The sequence below is a fragment of the Comamonas squillarum genome, assembly GCF_025309455.1.
GTDB lineage: Bacteria > Pseudomonadota > Gammaproteobacteria > Burkholderiales > Burkholderiaceae_C > Comamonas > Comamonas squillarum.
Genome location: NZ_CP104377.1, coordinates 1,392,144 through 1,414,725, shown reverse-complemented (window position 1 = coordinate 1,414,725; position 22,582 = coordinate 1,392,144). Strand labels below are relative to the sequence as shown.

Here is a 22,582-nt window from a genome sequence, read left to right as displayed (position 1 = left end):
CAGAAAAGACCATGAGCACCTCTTCCCAGACCCTGTTTGACACCCCCGCCCGCAGCCTGGCCGATTTCCGCTGCCGCAGCCGCCAGCGCGTGCGCTGGTCTGAGGTCGATCTGCAGAAAGTGGTCTTCAACGCCCATTACCTGAGCTATGTGGATATTGCCATGTCCGAATACTGGCGCCAGCTGGCCGTGCCTTACGAGGAGGGCATGCAGCGCCTGGGCGGCGAGCTGTTCCTGCGCGCCTCGCAGCTGGAGTTCCATGCCTCGGCACGCCTGGACGATGTGATCGACATCGGCCTGCGCGTGGCCAAGCTGGGCAATACCTCGGTGCAGTACGAGGCGGCGATCTACTGCGCTGGCACTTTGCTGGCCACGGCCACCATGGTCTATGTGTTTGCCGACAGCGCCCAGCAGCCCCAGCCGCTGCCCGAGGCCTACCGCCGCATGGTGCAGCGCTTTGAAGCGGGCGAAGAGATGGTGGAACTGAAGACCGGCAGCTGGAATGTACTGGGCCAGGAGGCGATGCGCCTGCGCATGCAGGTCTTTGTGCGCGAGCAGGGCATTCCTGCCGAGATCGAGGCCGATGCCTTTGATGTGAGTGCGCTGCATGCGGTCGCGCTCAACGGCCTGGGCATGTGCGTGGCCACCGGCCGCATGCTGCCCAGCGCGCAGGAAGAAAACCGGGCCGATGCGATGCGCATTGGCCGCATGGCCGTCGCCAAGCCGCTGCGCGGTGGCAGTCTGGGCCGCCAGGTGCTCGATGCCTTGGTCGATGCCGCTGCGCGCCAGGGCAAGCGGCAGGTGGAGCTGCATGCGCAGCGCACAGCGGAGAACTTCTACCGCCGCGCTGGCTTCAGCGTTGTGGGCGAGCCCTATGAGGAAGCAGGCATTGCCCATATCTCGATGCAAAAAACGCTGCGCTGATCAATGGCGGGCTGCTTGTCTTACCAATGGGGCTATGCAGCGGTTTGATAACTTGACCAATAAAAAGCCGGGTCTGGTTTCCCAGACCCGGCAAGTGTGATGGTCAAGATGCGCTTGAGTAGTTGTTCCGTCATGCTTGCAGGGGCTGCTTGAACGGCTCCTGCTTGCAAAGTCCCGCAATTTTAGCAAATTGCAGCGCAAATGCCATAAAAATTCTGTAACGGCTGCCGGGGGGCCTTTTTTGACTGAGAAATTGTCGTATTTGTGATGAAGCAGACAGTTACCACTGTCGTGGGACATCACAAATAGGCGATCAGATGTCTTCCTTGAGCGTATAGGGCAGGCTCAGTAGCTGCAAGGCCGCGCCGGTGCTGCTGCCCAGGTGCAACGGCTCGCTGGCGGCCGTAATCTGCATCGATACCAGGGCCTCAAAGCCCGATGCGCTGGCAGCGGCCTGCACCACGGTGCCCACCGGCTGGCTGTCGTCGCTGGCGGCAAAGACCTCCTGGCCCGGCTGGGGCTGCGCGGCCGAGGCGAGCCGGTACATGCGGCGCTTGAGCGTGCCGCGGAACTGGCTGCGTGCGACGACCTCCTGGCCGGGGTAGCAGCCTTTTTTGAAGCTCACGCCATCGACCGATTCAAAGTTCAGCATCTGGGGCACAAAGGCATCGACCACCGGCGTGGTGATCAGCGGCACGCCCGCCTGCACCATCGACAGCTGCCAAGCCTGCGGCGCAATGGCCGGGCTGCCTGAGATTTGCGTGGGCAGGGCGCTGGCGGCGGGGGCGGCGAGCAGTGCGCGGCTCTCGCCTTCGGCGGCATAGAGGCGCACCATCGACGCATCGCCCAGCGCCAGCACCTGCCAGGGCGCCAGGCTGCGGGCCTCGGCGGGCACAGCATCACCGGCCAGGCCCAGCAGTTGCACGGCCTCGGTCGCGTCGCTCAGCTTGCACTTGGCGCGCAGCACAAACATCGACAGACGCTTGAGCGTGGCGGGCAGCACATCGCGGCTGGTGATGAGCCAGAACTCGTCTGCGCTGCGTTTGATCACGATAAAGCTGGCCTGCATACGGCCCTTGGCCGACAGAAAAGCCGCCAGCCGTGCCTGGCCCACGGGCAGCAACTGCACATCATGGCTGAGCTGGCCCTGCAAGAAGCTGGCGGCATCGGCGCCCTCGGCGCGGATCACGCCCAAATGCTGGAGCGAAAGGTGTCCCTGTAATGCTTGAGTCATGGGGTGAATTATGATGCTCGCTCCATTGCACGGAGGCGGTAGGGTTGTGAAGCGTTTATTCAAGTTGATTGTTGTGCTGGCACTGGCCGCTGCCGGTGCGGGCTATGTCTGGCTGAACCAGCCACTGGTCCTGGGCAAAGGCGGCGCCACCGTGGAGCTGGAGATTGAGCCGGGCACCTCGCCGCGTGCCGTCGCCCAGGCGGTGCGGGCCGTGGGCATCGAGGTGAACCCCGATCTGCTGTACTGGTGGTTCCGCCTCTCGGGCCAGGACCGCAAGATCCGCGCGGGCAACTACGAGATACCCGCCGGCACGTCGCCGCGCAGCCTGCTGGCGCGCCTGGTGCGCGGTGAAGACAGCCAGCGCGTGCTGACCATTGTCGAAGGCTGGAACCTGCGCCAGATGCGTGCGGCCATGGCCAGGGAAGAGCACCTGCGCCACGACACGGCAGCGATGACGCCCGAAGAGATCATGGCAGCGCTGGGCCGGCCCGATATGCCGGCCGAAGGCCGGTTTTTCCCCGACACCTATGCATTTTCCAAGGGCAGCAGCGACCTGGCCTTGATGCGCCGCGCGATGCTGGCGATGGACAAGCGGCTCGAAGCGGTCTGGTCGCTCAACCCCTCGGACAGCCCGCTCAAGAGCCCGCAGGATTTGCTGACGCTGGCCAGCATTGTTGAGAAGGAAACCGGTAAGGCAGAGGACCGGGCGATGGTGGCGGGGGTTTTCATCAACCGCCTGCGCATCGGCATGCTGCTGCAGACGGACCCGACCGTCATCTACGGCCTGGGTGAAAAATTCGATGGCAATCTGCGCAAGCGCGACCTGCAGACCGATACGCCCTGGAACACCTATACCCGCGCTGGCTTGCCACCCACACCGATCGCCATGCCCGGCAAGGCCTCGCTGATGGCCGCCATCCAGCCTGAGAACACCAAGGCGCTGTACTTTGTCGCCAAGGGCGATGGCAGCAGCCATTTCAGCCAGAGCCTGGACGAGCACAACCGTGCGGTAAACACCTATATCCGCGGCAAGTAGTCGCGGGCACTGGCGAAAGCCGGACTGTTGAGCAAAGCCAGCCATAGCGCTGGCTTTTTCGTTTCAGCGCGGGCAGGGGGGCCGGCGTGTTATGGGCTGCCGCTGCCCAACGCCTCGGTGTAGAACGCGTAGCGCCCCCGGCCCTGCTGCTTGGCCTGGTAGAGCGCCCTGTCGGCCTTGCGCAGCAGGCCGTCCGGGTCTTGCGTGTCAGAGGGCTGGGTCAACAGGGCAATACCCACGGACACGCCGATGCTGACGCGCTGGCCTTCGATCACATAGTCGGCGCTGAGCTTGTCGATCACCCGCTGGGCCAGGCTGGCAGCGGCTTGCGCCGAGGAGGCGTTTTGCACGATGCAAAATTCGTCACCGCCCATGCGCACCACCAGGTCGGTGTCGCGCAGCAGCTCACGCAAGCGCTCGGCCACCGCGCACAACAGCGCGTCGCCAGTGGCGTGGCCGAGGGTGTCATTGACCTGTTTGAAGCGGTCCAGGTCCAGATACAGCAAGGCGCCTGCGGTGCCGCCCGGCGAGCAGATCGGCTTTTGCAGCAGACTGCGGTTGGGCAGGCCGGTGAGCGGGTCATGCAGCGCCAGGTAGGCGACCTCGGCCTGCGCACGCTTGCGGTCATCCACATCTTCGAGCACGCCCAGCCATTCGCTGATGCGCTGCTGCTCGTCCACAATGGCGGCGCCCCGGGCGCGCATCCAGCGCCAGGCGCCGTCCTGGGTGCGCAGGCGCAACTCCACATCCAAGGTGTGGCGGGGGTCCGTCAACAGCGGCACCGCCTGGTTTTGCAGCTGCGCGGCGTCCTCGGGGTGCACATGGCGCAGCCAGCCCAGCTGCAGCGCCTGCGCATCTGGCGTGCCACCCAGGGCCTGCCAACCGACGATGGACAGCGCGCGGCCTTTGGCATCGAGGCTCCACTGCACCGACGCACCGGCATGGGCCAGGGTGCGCGCGCGCTGCTCGCTGGCGGCCAGCGCAGCGGCTGCCTGCTTTTGCGCAGCCAAGGTCGACTCGATGCGCGCGCGTGCGCGGCTGAGGCTCTGGCGCAGGATCTCGTACTCCTGCACCACCAGCACTTGGCCGCCACCGGTGGCCGCGGCATAGGAGGCGCCGGTGCGCGTGCTGATGGTCAGCTGGCGGATGGGGCGCAGCAACTGGCGTGAGACCCAGGCGCACAGCAGGCCCGCAATGGCCAGCGCAAAAAGGCTGGCCAGCACGATATGGGTGACCGGTGTTTGCCAGCGGGCGTTGAAGGCTTCCAGTGGCTCACCGGCCACCACCACCCAGCCGGGCGTCTTGGGCAGCTGGTAGAAGCTGAAGATCACCTGGCCGCCATCGGCCCGCAGGGCCTCGAAGCTGCCCCGGTTGGCACCCACGGCCTGCAGCCTGGCCCAGTCGGGCACGGTGGTGCCGATAAAGCGTTCGGCCTGGGCCGAGCGCGCCAGTATCCGGCCCTCGCCATCGGTGATGGCTATCAGCACACTGTCGCTGGCCTGGCTGGGCGCGATGCTCACCATCTCAGCCGGTGGTGTGGTCAGCACCAGCACCTGGGGCGATGCAGCGCCCAGGCGCACGGCCATCGCCACTGCGGCCTGGCCGTCCTGGAAAAAAAGCTGTGAAAAAGCCGGCGCACTGCTGCGCAGCGCCTCCTGGGCCAGTGCCAGCTGCACGGGCAGCAACGCAGGCGCTGCCGTCGAGGCCATGTCCGCTTGGGTCTGGCCGGGGCGCAGCAGCACCAGGCTGCTGGGCGCGGCCATGCCGGTCAGCCGCAGCCAGCGGTCCAGCGTGCGGGGCGATGAGAAGTCGCCGTCCGCCGCAAAGGACTGCAGCATGCCGGCGCGGTTGAGCAGATCAGACTCGGCCGCCTGGCCCAGGTTGCTGGTGATGTCCAGCATGCGGTTGAGGCTGCTGTCTCGGTAGGACTGGGCCACATGCTGCACCGTGTAGATGCCCGCGGCCAAGATGGGCAGCGCTGCTGCCAGCATCAGCAGCACCAGGTAGGTGCTCAGCGAGCGCGCACCGGCCACCATGGGCTCCAAGGCAGGGCCATTGGTGTCCATTCCTTCAGCGGGCAAAAGGGTCTGGGCAGATGATGCGGGCATGGGTGGGGCTGGACCCTTTCCCACGGCGCTGGGCCGGAGGCGGACACGGGTGCAGCTGGGGGCTGGAAAGAGGCCGACTGGATTATCGGGGGTGGTCCGGGGCTTTTTCAGCGCCAGCGAGTGACTCTGACAATTGTTATAGGAGTGGTTTGCCTCTGCCTCAGCAGCCTCACGAGGGCGATGCCGGGTCTGTCACTTATTCACAACGGTCCAAGCCAAGTCAAGCCCAGTTGGAGGCCAGCATGGCCAAGCCCGCCAGGGTCAGCAGGCCCAGCACCACGCGCTTGAAGGCCACATCGCTGATGCGTTCATACAGGCGCGCTCCCCACAGCGAGGGCAGCACCATGGCCGGCAGCGCCACCGCCAGCTGCGGCAGCATGCGCTGGCTCACCAGCCCGGTGGCCACATAGCTGGCAAAGGTGACGGCCAGCATCGTGAGGTTGAAGTTCTGGATCACCTGGCGCTGGGTGTCGCGCGCCATGCCGGTGATCTGGCACCACAGGGTGGGCACCACGCCCGAAAAACCACCCAGCGCCGCCATGGCCCCACCGGCCAGCCCCGCCAGCCCATTGGCCAGCGCACGCCCAGGGCCTCGGCTGAGCCGCCCCGATGCGATGCCGCCCAGCCGGTGGGAGAAGGCCATCAGCGGGCAAAAGATGACCAGCAGCGCGCCCAGCACGGTCTTGAACAGCTGGGCATCGAGCATGGGCAATAGCTTCAATCCCAGCGGCAGGCCGCACAGCCCACCCAGCACAAACGGCCACAGCATGCGCCCGTCAAAGCCGCGCCGCACCTTGAGCGCCTGGATGATCTGCCCGCACAGGCCGCCAAACACCGCCAGCACCGCCGCGAGCGCGGGCTCCAGGGTCCAGGCCCACAGGGCCATGGCCGTCATGCTGTAGCCAAAGCCCGAGAGGCCCTGCACAAAGCCGGCGAGCGCTGCGCCCATGGCGATGACGAGGATGCTGTCCATGCCGAGAAGTCTCCGCGCTCGGGTGCAGTCCCGGGCTGATTTTTGCTGATGGAGGAAGAGGCGTAAAAAAGCGACCCGGTGGGTCGCTTCGGAAGAAGCCCGAGGGCTATCTTAAGACTTAAGCTGAGGTGCCGTAGCTGTCCAGCGGCACGCAGCTGCAAAACAGGTTGCGGTCGCCATAGACGTTGTCGACGCGGCCCACGGGGCTCCAGTACTTGGCGCGGCGCAGCGCAGGCACGGGGTAGGCGGCGGCTTCACGGCTGTAGCTGTGGCTCCATTCGCTCGCCAGCAAGGTCTCGGCGGTGTGGGGCGCGTTCTTGAGCAGGTTGTCATCCTGCGCGGCACGGCCCGCTTCAATGTCGGCGATCTCGCCACGGATGGCGATCATCGCTGCGATGAAACGGTCCAGCTCGTACAGGCTCTCGCTCTCGGTGGGCTCGACCATCAAGGTGTTGGGCACCGGGAACGACAGGGTCGGCGCGTGGAAGCCGTAGTCGATCAGGCGCTTGGCGACGTCCTCGGCCATCACGCCGCAGCTGTCCTTGAAGTGGCGCAGATCCAGAATGCATTCATGGGCCACATGGCCGTGCTCACCGGCGTACAGCGTTGGGAAGTGGGCTTCGAGGCGCTTGCTGATGTAGTTGGCGTTCAGAATCGCCGTCTCGGTGGCGCGCTTGAGGCCGGCCTCGCCCATCATGCGGATGTACATCCAGCTGATCGGCAGCACGGCGGCATTGCCCAGCGGCGCGGCGCTCACGGCGCCCACCTTGCCAGGGACACCCGCCGTGGCATGGCCGGGCAGGAAGGGCACCAGGTCTTCGACCACGCAGACGGGGCCGACGCCGGGGCCGCCACCGCCGTGGGGGATGCAGAAGGTCTTGTGCAGGTTCAGGTGGCTGACATCGCCGCCAAACTCGCCCGGTGCGGCCAGGCCGACCTGGGCGTTCATGTTGGCGCCATCCACATAGACGCGGCCGCCATGGCTGTGCACCAGCTGGCACAGCTCCTTCACCTGGGTCTCGAACACGCCGTGCGTGCTGGGGTAGGTGATCATGATGCAGGCCAGGTTGGCGCTGTGCTTTTCGCAGGCCAGTTGCAGGTCCGCCATGTCCACATTGCCGTTCTCATCGCACTTGGTGACCACCACCTGCAGGCCCACCATCTGCGCGCTGGCCGGGTTGGTGCCGTGGGCGCTGCTGGGGATCAGGCAGATATTGCGGTGCGCCTGGCCCTTGGAGGCGTGGTAGGCCTTGATGGCCAGCAGGCCGGCGTACTCGCCTTGCGAGCCGGCATTGGGCTGCAGGCTGATGCCGGCGTAGCCGGTGGCCTGGCACAGCCATTCGCGCAGCTGGGCATCGAGCAGCGCATAGCCTTGCAGTTGCTCGGCCGGTGCAAACGGGTGCATGTTGGCAAACTCGGGCCAGGTGATGGGGATCATCTCGCTGGTCGCGTTGAGCTTCATCGTGCAGCTGCCCAGCGGGATCATGCTGCGGTCGAGCGCCAGGTCCTTGTCCGACAGGCTGCGGATGTAGCGCAGCATCGCGGTTTCGGAATGGTGGGTGTTGAAGACCGGGTGGGTCAGGTAGGCGCTCGTGCGCTGCAGGCCTTCGGGGATCAGCGAGGTGCTGCCTTCGTCCATCGCCTCGATATTGGGCAGGGGCTGGCCGGGCTGGGCGAAGATGCTCCAGATCAGTTCCACATCGGCGCGGCTGGAGGTTTCATCCAGGCTGATGCACAGGTACTCGCCCCAGGCCTTGCGCAGGTTGGCGCCCTGGGCCAGCGCGCGCGCCAGGATGGCGTCGGTGGCGTCCTTGGTGTGCAGCGACAGGGTGTCGAAAGCGCTGTCATGGTGCCGGGCGCTGAAGCCCAGCGCCGCCAGGCCACGGCTCAAGATGGCGGTGAGGCGCGCCACGCGCTGGGCAATGCGCTTGAGGCCGGCCGGGCCGTGGTAGACCGCGTACATGCTGGCGATCACCGCCGGCAGCACCTGGGCGGTGCAGATGTTGGAGGTGGCTTTTTCGCGGCGGATGTGCTGCTCGCGCGTTTGCAGCGCCAGGCGGTAGGCCGGGTTGCCATGCACATCGACGCTGACGCCGACCAGGCGGCCTGGCAGCGAGCGCTTGTAGTCGTCGCGGCAGGCCATGAAGGCGGCGTGCGGGCCGCCGGCGCCCATGGGCATGCCAAAGCGCTGGCTGTTGCCCACGACGATGTCGGCACCCCATTCACCAGGCGGGGTGATCAGCGTCAGCGCCAGCAGGTCGGTGGCCACAATCGCGGCAGCCTGCTTGGCGTGGATGGCATCAACGTCGGCCTTCCAGTCGACGATCCAGCCGCTCGAGGCCGGGTACTGGATGACGGCGGCAAAGAGCTCACCGGCCAGCGCAGATTCCCATTCGTCCTTGCTGTTGGCCACCAGCACTTCCAGGCCCAGCGGCTGGGCGCGCGTCTGGATGACCTCGATGGTCTGGGGATGCAGATCGCCTGCCAGCACGATGCGGTTGCTCTTGGACTTGACCGAGCGCTTGGCCAGGGTCATGGCCTCGGCAGCGGCCGTGGCTTCGTCGAGCATCGAGGCGTTGGCGATGGGCATGCCGGTCAGGTCGCAGACCATGGTCTGGAAGTTGACCAGTGCTTCCATGCGGCCTTGCGAGATTTCGGCCTGGTAGGGGGTGTAGGCGGTGTACCAGGCGGGGTTCTCCAGGATGTTGCGCAAAATCACGCCCGGCGTGAAGGTGCCGTAGTAGCCCTGGCCGATAAAGCTCTTGAGCACCTGGTTCTTGCTGGCCAGGGCCTTGAGCTCGGCCAGCGCGTCCGCTTCGGTCACGGGCTCGGGCAGCTCCATGGGCTTGCTGCGCACGATGGAGGCGGGCAACACCTTGTCGATCAGCGCATCGAGCGAGGGCAGGCCCAGTGCTGCCAGCATGCTGGCCTCGTCGGCGCTGCCGGGGCCAATGTGGCGGGCGATGAATTCACTGGCGTTTTCCAGCGCGGCGAGGGGCTCTTTGGAGGGCATCAGCATGGTCCGAAGCGGTGTAGTGGGAGAGGGTGATGGCTGGCGCCGTATCAAAGAGCGCGGGCAGCGAGGAAAAAAGTGGGTCAGCCCGAGGGCTGGCCTGCTGGTGGCCTGCAAAATGTTCAGTGGCAGACCAGCAGCATGGCCAGGTCGTCAGGCGTTGGCGGCGAAGTCGTTGTAGGCGGTCTCGTCGAGCAGCGCGTCGAGCTGGGACACATCGCTCAGCTTGACCTTGAAGAACCAGCCGCTGTTGAGCGGGTCGGAGTTGGCAAGCGAAGGGTCATTGCGCAGTGCTTCGTTGACTTCGACGATCTCGCCGGTCACGGGCATGAAGACGTCGGCAGCGGCCTTGACGGACTCGACCACACCAGCCACATCGCCCTGGTTGAACGAGGCGCCGACTTCCGGCAGGTCGACAAACACCACATCGCCCAGCGCGTCTTGCGCATGGACGGTGATGCCGACGATGGCGGCGTTGGTGTCGGCGCTGTTGATCCATTCGTGGTCGCGGGAGAACTTGATCGTCATAGGAATACTCCAGTTTTGTAGGCGTGAATTGTGCTCGGGCGAGTGCAGAAAGCCGCACCCAGCAGCTACTTTAGCCGCGGAAATAGCGGGGAGGGACAAAAGGCATGGCTGCCACCTCGACCGGGACGGGTTTGCCGCGCACCATCGCATGCAGCTGGGTGCCGATGGCTGCGAGGGCTGGCTCCACATAGGCCATCGCAATGGGCTTGTCGACGGTCGGGGCCAGCAGGCCGCTGGTGGTCACACCCACGACCTGGCCAGCCAGGCTGCTAATCTCGACCTGCTCGCGCACGGGGATGCGTTCTTGCGCGACCAGGCCGACGCGCTTGCGCGTCAAGGTGGCCGGGTTGTCGATCTGGGCGAGCACCTTGTCAGCACCGGGAAAGCCGCCTGCGCGGGCACCGCCCGTGCGGCGCACTTTCTGGATCGCCCAGTTGAGGCCGGCTTCGGGTGGGGTGGTGGTGGCATCGAGGTCGCTGCCGTAGAGGCACAGGCCCGCTTCCAGGCGCAGCGAGTTGCGCGCGCCCAGGCCAATGGGCTGCACCTCGGGCTGGGCCAGCAGCTTGCGCGCCAGCGCCTCGGCCTCATGGCCGGCCACCGAAATCTCGAAACCGTCCTCGCCGGTGTAGCCGCTGCGGGTGATAAAGCAGGCAATGCCGTCCACGTCGAAGTCGCCACCGGTCATGAACACCAGTTGCTCGACGCCGGGCGCCAGACGGGCGAGGGCCGTGGCCGCCTGGGGGCCTTGCAGCGCCAGCAGGCCCTGGTCGGGCAGTGGCAGCACCTGGCAGCGCTGGCCGATGCGTTCGCGGATCAGCGCCATATCTGCCACCTTGCAGGCGCCGTTGACGATGACGAACAGCTCTTGCTCCGAGACACGAAAGAACATCAGGTCATCGACAATGCCGCCTTCGTCATTGAGCAGCAGGCCGTAGCGCTGCTTGCCAATGGCCAGGTCGATCACATCGACAGGCACCAGGGTCTCGAAGGCAGCGGCCGCGTCGGGGCCGATCAGGCGCAGCTGGCCCATGTGCGAGACATCAAACAGGCCCGCTGCCGCGCGGGTGTGCTTGTGCTCGGCGATCAGGCCTTGCGGGTACTGCACGGGCATGGAATAGCCGGCAAAGGGCACCATGCGGGCACCCAGCTCGATATGCAGGGCGTTCAAAGGGGTGGACAGCAGGGCGGATGCGTTGGCGGACATGGACTCTCCAGGGCAAATAACAGGGCATGCAGCCGTTGCCGGTTGCACGCTGTTTGCCCTGCTGTCCGCTTTACCTGAGAGATTCACCCGCCGCTTTGAGGCCTGGGGGCTTGCTCCTTCGGTGGATGGCGTCCAGGCGCCATCTCTCTCCAGCTGGGAACGCCGGCAGGCTCATGCTGCGCGGCGGGCGCCAGTCCTTTTGCCTGAGCGTTCAGCAGCTGCATCTGCAGTAGCCTGCGCCTTCGGCGGCCGCGCTGCGCGTTGGGAACCAACGGGGGCGACTCTCTCCTGACTGCCGCGATTCTAGCGGGAACTGACCGCCCGTGCCTGTAAAAGGCTGCGCCAACCCACAAAAAAGCCACCGGCAGGCGGTGGCTCAGCGTTGGCAGCAAGCCCGATCAGCGGTAGACCAGATCGCGCAGCCCCAGCGATATGCCCGGCACATAGGTGATCACCATCAGGCACAGCAAGATCACCGCGACAAAGGGCAGCAGGTGTTTGATGATCTGGTCCAGCGATATGCGGGCTACGGTGCAGGCGGCAAACAGGTTGACGCCAAAGGGCGGCGTGATCATGCCCAGCGCCAGGTTGACGACCATGATGAGGCCGAAATGCACCGGATCAATACCAAAGTGCATGGCCACGGGCGCCAGAATCGGCGCCAGCACGATGATGGCCGCGCTGGTCTCGATGAACATGCCGATGATGAACAGCGCCGCGTTCACGCCCAGCAGGAACATGGCCGGGCTTTGCAGCACTTCTTCGAGCCAGTGGCCAATCGCATCGGGCACGCCTGCACGGGTGATCAAAAAGGCGAACAGGCCGGCATTGGCGATGATGAACATGATGATCGACGAGGAGATGGCCGATTTGCGAAGAATCGCGTACAGGTCCCGGATCTTGATCTCGCGGTAGATCAGCACGCCCACGACCAATGCATAAAACACGGCCACAGCCGACGCCTCGGTAGGGGTAAAGACGCCGCCATAGATGCCGCCCAGGATGATCACCGGCATCAACAGCGCCCAGCCTGCCTGCAACAAGGCCTTGCCAAAGCCCAGCCGGCCTTCGCCATCGGTCTTGCCCCAGCCCTTATATTTGCAGTAGGCCCAGACAAAGAACATCAATGCGGCGCTGATCAGCAGGCCCGGGCCAAAGCCGGCGATGAACAGCTCACCAATGGACACCTCGGCGCTCACGCCATAGAGAATCATCGGAATGGAGGGCGGGATGATCACGCCCAGCTCGGCGCTGGTGGCCTGCAGTGCGGCCGCATAACTCTTGGGGTAGCCGTGCTTGATCAGCGCCGGGATCAGGATCGCGCCAATCGCAAAGGTGGTCGCGACCGAGGAGCCCGAGACCGCTGCAAAGATCATGCAGGTGAGCACGCAGGTCATCGGCAGGCCACCCTGGACGCCGCCGACAATGCTCTTGGCAAATTCCACGAGGCGGCGCGAGATGCCACCGGTCTCCATCAGGTTGCCAGCCAGAATGAAAAAGGGAATCGCGGCGAGCGGGAATTTGTTGATCGCGCCAAACATCTCCTTGACCGAGATGAGCATGTTGGCATTGCTGGCCTGGATGCCCAGCACGGAGGCCAGGCCGATCGACACGGCGACGGAGACAGTGAGCGCAAAGCACAGCACCATCGTGGAAAGCATCACGGCGGTCATTGCGCGTTCTCCAGTTCGGTATTTTGGGGTTCAAGCAGGTTGCCGATGACGCCGAGCACGGCAAACAGCGCGCCGACGGGCACAGCCAGGTAGGCCCAGAACATGGACAGCGATTCGAGCCCGGCCATGGTCTGCACGCCGCCGCGGCGGGCATAGTCCCAGCCCCACCAGATCAGCACGGCCAGCAGCGCCAGCGTGGCGATGCAGACAAAACCACTCAGGAGGCGGCGCATTGCCGGCGGTGCCCAGCGCTTTAAAACGTCCACACTGACCATCGCGCCTTGGCGGAAGGCCATCGGGATCGCGAGAAACACCATCCAGATCAGGCTGAAGCGGATCAGCACCTCGGTCCATTCGGCGGGCTCTTCGAGCACAAAGCGGGTGATGATCTGGAACATGCCCAGCGTGGATGCGATGGCCAGCATCAGGCAGGCGCCAGCCATGGCGATGCCCGATGTCCAGCGCTCGAAAGCAAGAAAAGCGTTTTTCATGGTGACCGGGGTGGGCAGGCGCATCAAGAGCCGCCTGGCGCCACCGTCCTTGCGCGAGTTGACACAGCAACTGCTGGCGCCTGGCCGGCGTCAGCAGCGATGGGGTACCAAAGGAGGAGCTGCGCCGGAAAGGTGCAAGCACCTTTCCTGGCGCAGGGCTTATTGGAAGTTGCGGATGCGGTCGAGGTTGGCCTTGCCGAACTGCTTTTCGAAGTCGGCATTGGTCTTGGTCAAGGTGGCGACAAACTTGGCTTTGTCGACGTTTTCGACCACCTGCATGCCCTTGGCGCGCAGCTCGGCCACGCCATTGGTGTCGTCCTGGTCCACACGGGCACGGTTGGCCTTGGTGGCAGCCTGGGCGGCCTGCACAAAAGCGGTCTTGTCGTCTGCGCTCAGCTTGTCGTAGGCGGCCTTGTTCATCACCAGGATGCAGGGCGAGTAGACGTGGCCGGTGAGGCTCAGGTGCTTTTGCACCTGGTCAAACTTGGCCGAGGTGATGACGGGCAGCGGGTTCTCCTGGCCATCAACCGTGCCCTGCTGCAGCGCGGTGAACACCTCGGGGAAGGCCATCGGCGTGGTGATGATGCCCAGCGCCTTGTAGGCCTGGATGTGGACCGGGTTCTCCATCGTGCGCATCTTCAGGCCCTTGGTGTCATCGGGGCTGTTGATGGCGCGCTTGGAGTTGGTCATGTGGCGGAAACCGTTCTCCGCCCAGGCCAGGGCCTTGAAACCCTTGCTGTCGAACTTGGCCAGCAGCTCGTTGCCGATGGGGCCATCGAGCACCGCGCGTGCATGGGCCTTGTCGCGGAACAGGAAGGGCACATCGAGAATCTTGGTCTCCGGCACAAAGTTGGGGACTGGACCGCTGGAGCTGAAGGCCAGCTCCTGGGTGCCCAGCTGCACCGCTTCGATCGACTCGCGCTCGCCACCCAGCGCGCCGTTGTAGAAAGTCTGGATTTTGTAGCGGCCGCCAGTGCGCTGCTCCACCTCTTTGGCAAAGGTGTCGATGGCCACGCCCTGGTGCGAGTTCTGGGCCACCGAGATGCTGATGCGCATGGTTGTCTGCGCCAAAACAGGGCCTGCGGCCATCAGACCCATTGCTAACCCCATACCCCAGGCCAATTTCTTCATCTGCATGACGTGTCTCCCCGGCTGTGCCGAATGGTTTTGTAGGCGCCTGCGGATGCCCGCATGCGCTTTGCATTGTGGGCAAGACGGGGCCATTCGGTATTGGGGTTTTTATGATGTCAGGCAGGCGGGCTTTTCTGTTTTCTGCAGCTTTCTATCTAAGTATTTGATAAATAAATAATGTTGATGAGTAAGGCTGCAAGCAAATGTCGCCGCCTCTGTCACCGTGTGGACAGAGTGCTGGGTCTCCATCCCATCTCCCGCCACCCTGCCAGGGCATTGCGTTTGGCAGATGGGCACCCGTCAGTCTGTGTGCGGGTTCAAGGGTTGAGCGCCTGCAGGCGCTCGGCGGTGCCCACATCCACCCAGCGCCCGTCATAGCGGCTGGCGCTGCAGCGGCCCGCCTGCATCGCAGCGCGCAGCTGCTGCACCAGCGGCATCTTGGTGCCCTGCGGATTGCCCGCAGGGATATCGCAGTAGGGCGCGCTGAACAGGGTTTTTTTCAGCAGCGCGACCGAGCAGTAGGTCAGGCGCGGGCGCGGGTCGTCAGCGGCAGGGTTCTGGGCCCGGCCCTCGGCCGTCAGCACAAAGTCGCCCTTGGGGTGGTGGGACGCATTGGGCACCAGCCAGAGGTGGGCCAGGTCATCGCTGTGCGCAAAGCGCTGGCGCAGGGCCTCGTCAAACGGAAAGCCGGGGATAAACACATCGCCAGAGACGAGCCAGAAGGCATCGTCGAGCAGCGGCAGCGCGCGGCTGATGCCGCCGCTGGTCTCGATGCCGCCACCAAAATCCAGGTCCTCGCGGGAGTAGGCAATCTGCAGCTGCGCGCTGCCCAACTGGGCAAGGGCGGGCGCGGCGGGCCAGGCATCTGCCACCTGCTGGCCCAGCCAGCCAGTGTTGATCACCAGGCGCTGCACGCCGGCGCGGGCGAGCTGCTCCATGCTGTACTGCATCAGCGGTTTGCCTTGTACCGGGAGCAGGGGCTTGGGCGTATGGTCGGTCAGCGGGCGCATGCGCTCGCCACGGCCTGCGGCCAGCACCATGGCCTGGGCGCGAAAATCAAGAGGAAATGACATGGGTGATGGAGGCAAAGGGGTCGGGCGTCCAAGTGGAGAGGACCGTGCTCAACCTTTCCAGGTGAAGGGAAACTTCAGCTGTTTGAAAAAGCCATTGGGCACATAGTCGCCGAGCACGCCGTAATCGGTGGGCCAGACTTTATCGCTCTTGACGGCGGTGCCAAACATATAGTCCAGAAAGGCGAAATGGGCGGCGTAGTTCTTGTCCAGCGCCTCGGCATCCTGGCTGTGGTGCCAGTGGTGGAAGTTGGGCGTGACGATGATATAGCGCAGCGGGCCCAGCCGCACACTGACATTGGCGTGGTTGAACACCGCCTGGAAGCCGACGATGATGATGTAGGCATCGATCACCTCCTTGCTGAAGCCCAGCACATAGATGGGTGCGAGCACCAGGGTGCGGGTGATCAGCAGCTCCAGAATGTGCTGGCGCGAGCCGGCCAGCCAGTCCATGCTTTTGACGCTGTGGTGCACTGCGTGGATGCGCCAGAGCAGGGGCACCTCATGGTAGGCGCGGTGCGTCCAGTACTGCACCAGATCAGCGACGAGAATGATCAAAAACAGCGCCACCCAGAAGTTCAGATTGGCGACCCAGCCCCGGATGCCGTCATGGGCGGCCCAGCCAAAGAACTGGTGCACCATCAGGTTGGTGGCCAGCAGCACAAAGCCGACCACCATGTGGTTGACCAGAAAGTGGTGAAAGTCGGTTTGCCACTCGGGGCGGAAGACCGGTTGGTTCTTGCGCAGCGCAAACAGCTTTTCGATAAAGATGAAGATCAGCGCGCTGCCCAGCAGGTCGAGAATGAACCAGTCCAGGCCGATATAGGGTGTGTTGGTGGCAAAGCTGCCCACGGGCACCTTGTGGCCGCCCAAGAGCGCCGACAGCACCACCAGGCCAAAGGCCGAGGCGGCCAGCCAGCGCACCCGGCCCAGCACGATCAGTGCGACCGACAGGCCCCCGGCAATCACCATGCTCCAAAACAGCAGCTGGCGCATCACATCGACGTTGTAGCTGCGGCGCAGCTCAGGTGTGGTGAGGTACTGCGGAAAGTGAAAGGCCAGCACACCCAAAAAGCACAGGGCCGCCAAGATCAGCGCAATGACGCCGGCCACCATGCCCTGGCCCGCGCGCAAGGCGCCATGGCTTTCAGACAGTTCGTTGAGTCGCTTAAACATAGGTGCTTATTGACCGGTCGTATGCGCTGATCTCCAAACTCTTAGGCGCATCCAGGGCGGTCTGTTGTCGTTGTTCCAGGGCGCCACTATGCCATGGCGCAGGCGCCGGGCGCGCAGGGAAACGGGCGCACAAATGCAATAGTTTTGTTACATAAGACGCGAGCGAGGGAGTCTCTGCATCACCGCTTGCCAAGCGGCATGGATGCGGATCGGGATGAGCCGCTAGGCGTCGTTTGACGGCGCGCCGCAGCTATTGCCGAGGACGACAACGCAGCGGATCGCCCGAGACGGCGTTTAGGCCACGGCAGGAAGTGGAGCGGAGGGTCCGTGAGGGCCCCGCAATGCAACAACCCCCATGGCAGCGGTAACTGCCTGGGGGCTGGTGGAGAGAGGGCTGCCGGTAAGCAGGCTCTGCCAGAAAGAGACTTCGGTAAAAGTGTTTCGATGCAGAAAGTATGCAGGCCGGTAAGGCAAAAAATATTTTGTTTTTCTGGGTTGCTCGTCTTAATATAGAAAAATATTCTAAATTTATGGCTGGTGCAGAAAATCATGCTTCTCGATACGTTGGACCGCAAAATTCTTCGCCAGCTGCAACTCAACAGCCGCGCCAGCCTGCAAGACATTGGCCAGGCGGTAGGCTTGAGCGCCTCGCCCTGCTGGGGACGCATCAAGAAGATGGAAGAGGCCGGCGTGATCCAGGGCTATTCGGTGCGCTTGTCGCCCCAGGCGCTGGGCCTGGGCGATACGGTGCTGGTGATGGTCACCCTCGACAGCCACAGCGACAACACTCTGGAAAAGTTTGGCGAGCTGCTGGCCACCATCCCCGAGGTGGTGGAGGCGCACCTGGTCTCGGGCGAGTACGACTACCTGCTGCGCGTGGTCGTCAAGGACACCCGCGACTATGAGCGCCTGCTGCGCGAGAAGCTCTACAAGATCAAGGGCATACGCCACAGCCAGTCAAGCTTTGTGCTGCGCACGCTCAAGCACGCGGATTTGCCGCTGGGGGTGTAGCGAGCCTCCTGCATCGCAAACCCGGTGCGCATAAAAAAGCCAACTTGCAGGAGTTGGCTTTTTGCTGGGCAGGTAGCGGGGTGCTTGCCCCGGCCTATAGGGAAGGGGGAGGGCAGCAAACCGGAACTGGGGGGGCTTGCTTACTTGGTCAGGATCAGCTTGCCCAGCTTGGTGGTCTGCAAACGGTAGATGGCGCCGTTGTGCACGATGGATACCGCTTTGGCGCCTTGGAGCAGCTCACTGCTTTCCAGCGCGGCCGATTGCGTGGCATGGCCTTGGGACGCGCTGGCACTCTTGCTGGCAGCGGCAAGCGGGGTGGCGGGTAGGGCGATGGTTTGCATGGCAGTGCTCACAGGGATAAAACTGAAGCAAATGATAACGATTCGTATTCGTGAAGTCCAGTGTTTATTTGACATTTGCCATGGTAAAAGGCAAAAAGCCACGGCCGCGGCGTTAGCGACCGTGGCGGGGGCAGGCTTGTGCGGCCTCAAGGCGCGGATGGAGGCGCGAATCCCGGCGCGAATCCGGGCGCTTGTCGAGGCACCTATCAGGGTGCCGCCAGGCATGAAGATGCGTCAACAGGCGCTCAGGTTGGCTGCACACCCGCATCGGCCAGCAGCTTTTTCCAGATCGGCAGCTCACGCTGCCAGTCGTCCTGAAAGCGCGCCGGGCTGTCATCGGTCAAGGGCACAAAGCCGGCCACCAGTACGCGGGCATTGACCTCGCGCGTTTGCAGTGCCTTGCGCACCTGGGCGCCCAACTGTTCGACCACGGGCGCCGGTGTGCCGCCAGTGGCCGCAATGCCCAGCCAGCCGGAGATCGTGAACGCGTCTTCCTTGTGGCCTTGCTCGGCAAAGGTGGGCACATCGGGCAGCGCGGGCACGCGGTTGGGGCCGGTGAAGCTGATGGCGCGCAGCCTGCCGCTGTCGATATGCTGCTTGAGCGAGAGGATGCTGCCGATGCCCATCATCAGCTGGCCGCCCACGAGGTCTTGCACCATCGGCGCCTCGCCCTTGTAGGCGATGTGGCTCATGTCGGCGCCCGTCATGTTGCTCAGACTCGCCAGCACCAGATGGCCTTGCGAGCCAATGCCATAGCTGCCGTAGGAGAGTTTGCCCTTGTTGGCGCTGATGTAGGCGATGAGCTCTTGCAGATTGCGCACGGGCAGCTGGCTGTTGGTCACCAGCACAATCGGCGCCCAGCAGATGCGCACCACCGGCACCATGTCCTTTTGCGGGTCGTAGGAGATCTTTTTGAACATGAACTGGTTCGACAGCATCGTGCTGGTCGTCCCCAGGGTCAGCGTATGGCCATCGGCCGCTGCCTTGGCCACGGCATCACAGGCGAGCAGGCCCGCCGCGCCGGGGCGGTTGTCGACGATGGCCGGTTGGCCCAATTGCTGGCCCAGCCGGTCGCTGACGCTGCGCGCCAGCACATCGGTGGCGCCACCTGGGGCAAACGGCACGATCACGCGCAGGGGTTTGGTCGGGAAGCTGGCCTTGTCGCTGGCTGCGCGCGCGACCGTGGCGAGCGGCAGGCCACTGGCAGCGGCTGCGCTGGCCAGCGCCAGGCGCAGCATCTGGCGCCGGCGCAAAGGTTTTGGGAATAGGGATGGCTGGGTGCGGGACGTCTGCATCAATCGGTGTCTCCTCAATCTAGTGATAGTTGGGGGAGGCGCTGGTGATGGTCGGTTTGCCCGCCGCTGCTTCGGCCAGTACAGGTCGCCACGGCGCTTGTCCTGCGGTCCAGTTTAGGCAGGGCAAGCGGGCTGCTGGCGTCGCTTGGGCGTCACTGCGGGTAAACCTGATCCGGTCTGCATCCGCCATGAAAAAGGGCTCCTGCTGGAGCCCTTGCCGGGAGGGTGGGCAGTTTACTCGCCCACCTGGTCGGTGATAAAGCCGATTTTCTTCAAGTTGCTGCGCTGGGCAGCGGCCATGGCCTGGGCCACTTTCTCGTACTTCACATCACGGGCACCGCGGATGTGCAGCTCGGGCTGGGGCTCCTTGCGGGCCTCGGCCTGCATATTGGATTCCAGCTCGGCGTCGGTCACGGCCTTGCCGTTCCAGTTGTACGTGCCATCGGGCAGGATGGCCAGCTGGATGGTGTCGGGCTTGGCGTCTTCCGGCGTGTTGACGGCACGCGGCAGGTCGATGTTGACCGAGTGCTTCATCACCGGCACGGTGATGATGAAGATGATGAGCAGCACCAACATGACGTCGACCAAGGGCGTCATGTTGATCTCGTTCATGACCTCATCGGCATCGTCTTGCGTTCCAAAAGCCATGATCAGGCACCTTTCTTGAGCGGCGTGACCACGGCGCCGGGCTTGCTGGAGTCCACATTCAGGCGGGTGCCGGTCACGAAGAAGGCATGCAGGTCATGGGCAAAGCTGTTGAGGCGGTTGAGCACCGACTTGTTGCCACGCACCAGTGCGTTGTAGCCCAGCACGGCAGGGATGGCCACAGCCAGACCCAGTGCGGTCATGATCAGCGCTTCACCGATGGGGCCGGCGACCTTGTCGATCGAGGACTGGCCCGACATGCCGATGGCCACCAGCGCGTGGTAGATGCCCCAGACGGTGCCGAACAGGCCGATGAAGGGGGCGGTGGAGCCCACCGATGCGAGCACGGCCAGACCCGATTGGGCGCGCGCGGTGAACTCGTCGATGCCATTGCGCAGGCAGCGCGTGATCCAGTCGCTGACGTCCAGCGAGTCATGCAGGTGCTCGGCCGTCTTGCGGTGGTGGGCGGTGGCTTCGCGGCCTTCGATGGCCAACTGGCGGAACGGGTTGTCGCCTTGTTCGCCCAGCTTGCTCAGGCCGGCTGCGAAGTCAGCGCTGTGCCAGAAGTCCTGGGCATTGCGGGCGTACTTCTTGAAACGCATGATATCGAGCGCCTTGATGACGATCACGATCCAGGAAGCGAGAGACATGGCCACCAGAATGACGGCGACCGTCTTGGTCACGAAATCTCCCTGAGCCCAGACGTGGGCGATGCCGAATTGCGAGTCCATAACTGATCCTATTTCCGTTCGATTTAATTGAGTTCCCACTTGATGGGCACGTTGACCCACATGGGCCGGGGAGTTCCGTTGGAGGTGCCTGCCTTGAAGCGCCATTTGCGCACCGTGTCCATGGCGGCCTGGTCCAGGCGGTCATAGCCGCTGGACTGCTTGAGCTGCAGCTCCTGGGGCTTGCCTTCTTCGTCGATGTAGGCGCGCACGATGGTGGTCCCGGTCTCGCCCATACGGCGGCTGATGGCCGGGTACTGCGGAGCGGGGTTGTTCAGGTAGGCGGCATTGCTCGATGGCAGCTGGATCACCGGTGGCGGTGGAGGCGCTGGCGGAGCGGGCGGAGCCGGTGGAGGAGACGGCGGAGGGGGCGGCGGCGCCTCGATGGGCGGTGCCGGTGGCTGGGCCTCGGTGGTGCCGGTCACTGCATTGGGCGCAGGCGTCGGATCCTTGATCGCCTGGGGCTTGGGCGCAGGTTTGGGGACGGGCTTGGACGTGGGCTTTGGCGGCGGCTTCGGTGCGGGCGGCGGCGGCTTGGGGGTCGGAGGAGGGGGCGGCGCAACCACCGGCATCGGCTCGGGCGCAATCAGCTGCACCATGACCGGTTCGGGCTTGGGCATCTCGATGGCTGCACTTTTGAGCAGGCCCGCCTGCAAGGCCCAAAGACCTGCGACGTGCGCTGCCAGCACCGAACCCGTAACCACGATATTGCGCCCCATTTTTTTGGAGGGGCTGTAAGGGTCTGGTGAGAGCATAAGGGCAATAAAAAATGCTGCAGCCTGAAGCCGCAGCACGGCATATCAATGCGTTGGTGGCTTATTTCTGAAAGACCCACCAGAGAGAGGCAGCGACCAGAATCAGGCTACCGAGGACAGCGGCGAAGAGTTCCATGCTTTGCTTTCCATGATGGTGGTGGCAAGCTGGACCGGGTGCACTGCGGCTTCATTGCGCAAGGCGGCAACCGGACGGGACGCGCTGCATTGCTCGACCACATCGCGGGCGCAACCTTCGCAGCAGCCGCATTGCAGTCCAACACCCAGTTCGAACTGGATCTCATCGAACGACATCCCCGCATGCGCGTGGCGAGCAATCTCTTTGTCCGAGACTCGGCGGCAAACACAAACGATCATGGTCAGATAAGCAGCGTGGTGGCTGGCTAGTGAATAACTGATGGGGATTATAAATAAGAATTTGTCGCATTCGCAATAAACTCCTGAGCGCAATAGGGGTGCTGTGGCCCATAGGTAGGCGATAGCCTGTGTATCTGGACCAGATTGTGAGTATTTATTGTTATGAATCAATAGTCTGTGCCATGCGCTGTTGGAAGCATGCTTACACAAAAAATAGCGGGCCTTGGCGGCTTCACACAGATCTGCCAGGCCGCGACAGCGGGCGAAGAGCGGTTGAATGCTGCATGAGGAGGGCGAATGCGGGCAGAAAAGGCTCCTATCGCTGCCCGAGGAAATGTCCCTTTGCGCGCTTTGCACGGCCCTTGCCATCCATCCATAAAGGCCACGGCGCCATGGCGCAGCGCTTGGGAGGTCACTGCCTGTGAAGAACAGGCGTAAAAAAACCAGCATGGCGGATGCTGGTTTCTGGTCTGCAGCGCAAAGGACTGCGCTGAGGAAAGTCGGCAGGACTTACTTGACGTGCTTGCCGATCAGGCCAGCCATCTCGAACATCGACACCTGGGGCTTGCCAAACACCTTCTTGAGCTTGTCATCGGCGTTGATCATGCGCTTGTTGGCGGCGTCTTGCAGGTTGTGGGCCTTGATGTAGACCCACAGCTTGCTGATGATTTCCGTGCGTGGCAGCGGAGCGGTGCCCACAACGGCGCCCAGTTCTGGGCTTGGGGTCAGCGGCTTCATGAAGGCTGCGTTGGGGGTGCGCTTCTTTGCAGGCGCTGCGGTCTTAGATGCGGTTGCCATGTTTTGGTTTCCTTGTGTCAATATCTCTATCGCCAGCCAGAGTTTCCCTCCGCTGGTTACGGCCATGCTAACGG

Annotated in this window: 21 protein-coding genes and 2 riboswitches; of the genes, 3 read left to right on the top strand and 18 right to left on the bottom strand. The window is 63.9% G+C overall.

What is annotated here, in order from left to right:
- Positions 1-11 precede the first annotated feature (11 nt).
- Positions 12-923 carry a YbgC/FadM family acyl-CoA thioesterase gene (locus N4T19_RS06595; protein ID WP_182342118.1) on the top strand — a complete coding sequence of 304 codons (912 nt, stop codon included), beginning with the start codon at positions 12-14 and terminating at the stop codon, positions 921-923.
- 313 nt (positions 924-1,236) lie between these two features.
- Here the strand turns inward: N4T19_RS06595 and ygfZ are convergent, their stop codons facing one another.
- A complete protein-coding gene (gene ygfZ / locus N4T19_RS06590) occupies positions 1,237-2,157 on the bottom strand; it encodes a CAF17-like 4Fe-4S cluster assembly/insertion protein YgfZ (RefSeq protein ID WP_116924149.1) in 921 nt (306 codons plus the stop codon).
- A 10-nt stretch (positions 2,158-2,167) separates the two neighbouring features.
- On the opposite strand from ygfZ, the gene mltG reads away from it, so the two are divergent.
- A complete protein-coding gene (gene mltG, locus N4T19_RS06585; RefSeq protein WP_165841091.1) occupies positions 2,168-3,193 on the top strand; it encodes an endolytic transglycosylase MltG in 1,026 nt (341 codons plus the stop codon).
- 89 nt (positions 3,194-3,282) lie between these two features.
- Here the strand turns inward: mltG and N4T19_RS06580 are convergent, their stop codons facing one another.
- The 10 genes from N4T19_RS06580 to N4T19_RS06535 form a co-directional block, all read right to left on the bottom strand.
- Positions 3,283-5,301 carry a diguanylate cyclase domain-containing protein gene (locus N4T19_RS06580; protein ID WP_116924148.1) on the bottom strand — a complete coding sequence of 673 codons (2,019 nt, stop codon included), beginning with the start codon at positions 5,299-5,301 and terminating at the stop codon, positions 3,283-3,285.
- Positions 5,302-5,521: 220 nt separating this feature from the next.
- Positions 5,522-6,274, bottom strand: a complete 753-nt coding sequence (locus N4T19_RS06575; RefSeq protein WP_182342112.1) for a sulfite exporter TauE/SafE family protein — start codon at positions 6,272-6,274, stop codon at positions 5,522-5,524.
- Between the two features lie 118 nt (positions 6,275-6,392).
- Complete coding sequence (gcvP, locus tag N4T19_RS06570; RefSeq protein ID WP_260719718.1) at positions 6,393-9,293, bottom strand: aminomethyl-transferring glycine dehydrogenase; 2,901 nt, start codon at positions 9,291-9,293, stop codon at positions 6,393-6,395.
- A gap of 147 nt (positions 9,294-9,440) precedes the next feature.
- Complete coding sequence (gene gcvH / locus N4T19_RS06565) at positions 9,441-9,815, bottom strand: glycine cleavage system protein GcvH (protein ID WP_021028599.1); 375 nt, start codon at positions 9,813-9,815, stop codon at positions 9,441-9,443.
- Between the two features lie 70 nt (positions 9,816-9,885).
- Positions 9,886-11,019, bottom strand: coding sequence for a glycine cleavage system aminomethyltransferase GcvT (gcvT, locus tag N4T19_RS06560; protein ID WP_260719717.1), 1,134 nt, complete (start codon positions 11,017-11,019; stop codon positions 9,886-9,888).
- Between the two features lie 51 nt (positions 11,020-11,070).
- Positions 11,071-11,182: riboswitch (glycine riboswitch) on the bottom strand.
- Positions 11,183-11,200: 18 nt separating this feature from the next.
- Positions 11,201-11,320: riboswitch (glycine riboswitch) on the bottom strand.
- 97 nt (positions 11,321-11,417) lie between these two features.
- Entirely contained in the window at positions 11,418-12,692 is a 1,275-nt protein-coding gene (locus N4T19_RS06555; protein WP_116924144.1) for a TRAP transporter large permease, read from the bottom strand.
- Positions 12,689-13,183: a TRAP transporter small permease gene (locus N4T19_RS06550; RefSeq protein ID WP_116924473.1), complete on the bottom strand. Its 495-nt coding sequence runs from the start codon at positions 13,181-13,183 to the stop codon at positions 12,689-12,691. The genes N4T19_RS06555 and N4T19_RS06550 overlap by 4 nt, the downstream gene beginning before the upstream one ends.
- A gap of 159 nt (positions 13,184-13,342) precedes the next feature.
- A complete protein-coding gene (locus N4T19_RS06545; protein WP_116924143.1) occupies positions 13,343-14,320 on the bottom strand; it encodes a TRAP transporter substrate-binding protein in 978 nt (325 codons plus the stop codon).
- Positions 14,321-14,631: 311 nt separating this feature from the next.
- A complete protein-coding gene (locus N4T19_RS06540; RefSeq protein WP_260719716.1) occupies positions 14,632-15,387 on the bottom strand; it encodes a nucleotidyltransferase family protein in 756 nt (251 codons plus the stop codon).
- Between the two features lie 48 nt (positions 15,388-15,435).
- Entirely contained in the window at positions 15,436-16,560 is a 1,125-nt protein-coding gene (locus N4T19_RS06535; RefSeq protein WP_116924141.1) for a sterol desaturase family protein, read from the bottom strand.
- A 549-nt stretch (positions 16,561-17,109) separates the two neighbouring features.
- On the opposite strand from N4T19_RS06535, the gene N4T19_RS06530 reads away from it, so the two are divergent.
- On the top strand, positions 17,110-17,571 hold the full coding sequence (locus tag N4T19_RS06530) for an Lrp/AsnC family transcriptional regulator (RefSeq protein WP_116924140.1): 462 nt from the start codon (positions 17,110-17,112) through the stop codon (positions 17,569-17,571).
- Between the two features lie 140 nt (positions 17,572-17,711).
- Here the strand turns inward: N4T19_RS06530 and hemP are convergent, their stop codons facing one another.
- The 7 genes from hemP to N4T19_RS06495 form a co-directional block, all read right to left on the bottom strand.
- A complete protein-coding gene (gene hemP / locus N4T19_RS06525) occupies positions 17,712-17,912 on the bottom strand; it encodes a hemin uptake protein HemP (protein WP_021028607.1) in 201 nt (66 codons plus the stop codon).
- Between the two features lie 245 nt (positions 17,913-18,157).
- A complete protein-coding gene (locus N4T19_RS06520) occupies positions 18,158-19,207 on the bottom strand; it encodes a Bug family tripartite tricarboxylate transporter substrate binding protein (protein ID WP_260720276.1) in 1,050 nt (349 codons plus the stop codon).
- 234 nt (positions 19,208-19,441) lie between these two features.
- A complete protein-coding gene (locus tag N4T19_RS06515; RefSeq protein ID WP_116924138.1) occupies positions 19,442-19,855 on the bottom strand; it encodes an ExbD/TolR family protein in 414 nt (137 codons plus the stop codon).
- 2 nt (positions 19,856-19,857) lie between these two features.
- A complete protein-coding gene (locus N4T19_RS06510) occupies positions 19,858-20,583 on the bottom strand; it encodes a MotA/TolQ/ExbB proton channel family protein (protein WP_021028610.1) in 726 nt (241 codons plus the stop codon).
- A 23-nt stretch (positions 20,584-20,606) separates the two neighbouring features.
- Positions 20,607-21,335 carry an energy transducer TonB gene (locus N4T19_RS06505; RefSeq protein WP_260719715.1) on the bottom strand — a complete coding sequence of 243 codons (729 nt, stop codon included), beginning with the start codon at positions 21,333-21,335 and terminating at the stop codon, positions 20,607-20,609.
- 102 nt (positions 21,336-21,437) lie between these two features.
- Positions 21,438-21,710 (bottom strand): (2Fe-2S)-binding protein, encoded by a 273-nt coding sequence (locus N4T19_RS06500; protein ID WP_021028611.1) that lies wholly within the window; start codon positions 21,708-21,710, stop codon positions 21,438-21,440.
- A 510-nt stretch (positions 21,711-22,220) separates the two neighbouring features.
- Positions 22,221-22,508: an SWIB/MDM2 domain-containing protein gene (locus N4T19_RS06495; protein ID WP_021028612.1), complete on the bottom strand. Its 288-nt coding sequence runs from the start codon at positions 22,506-22,508 to the stop codon at positions 22,221-22,223.
- Positions 22,509-22,582: the final 74 nt, after the last annotated feature.